Source organism: Paenibacillus sp. P4_E11, assembly GCF_056401635.1.
This window is the reverse complement of record NZ_JBFUIX010000715.1, coordinates 1-556: the sequence shown is the minus strand read 5'-3', so window position 1 is coordinate 556 and position 556 is coordinate 1. Positions and strand designations below refer to the sequence as shown.

The 556-nt window shown below is 44.8% G+C and carries 1 protein-coding gene; it reads right to left on the bottom strand.

The window, feature by feature from the left end; translation table 11 throughout:
* The coding region (locus AC1DWB_RS37090; RefSeq protein WP_477546016.1) for an HD-GYP domain-containing protein at window positions 1-382 on the bottom strand (382 nt) is incomplete at its 3' end.
* Window positions 383-556: the final 174 nt, after the last annotated feature.

Below are 556 nucleotides of genomic sequence, written 5' to 3'. Positions count from 1 at the left end.
TGGTATGCTTGCGCATTTCTTCTAGCTCCACACCGGTCAGTCTGGATGGCTTCTCTAAGATATAGGAATCTATCTTCACGTTGCCAATATCATGAAGCAGTCCCGACAAAGCAACCGGCATCCAGTCCTTGGATGTAAGTCCGTGCCATTTGGCAAGTATGTACGAGGTTAGGGCAACCTGAATGCTGTTATGATAAATGTATTCCGACATATTCATCGTTCTAGGGGAGAACGTTAGTACATGGTAATGCTGGATCTGAGCCAGTAGAGCTTCCATCGTATTGCGAATGTCTAACACAGGGAGGTTGGCTCCGGCCATGGCGTTGCGGAACACTCGTTTCACCAGCTGCAACATGTTATGGTATTCTATGTAAAATGGCAATGCACTTTCTTCTTCTTTCAAAAACTCCGTTCGCTCGGAATCTTCGTTTTCCTCGATTTCGATATCTACGTAGGGAATCAAAAAGGCCTTTAGTATTTCTAGTTCCCTTGGTGTAAGTGTCTTGCCTTTGTGAAAAAGAACGTTCCCGAGCTTAGTTAGAACATCCTCTTGTAG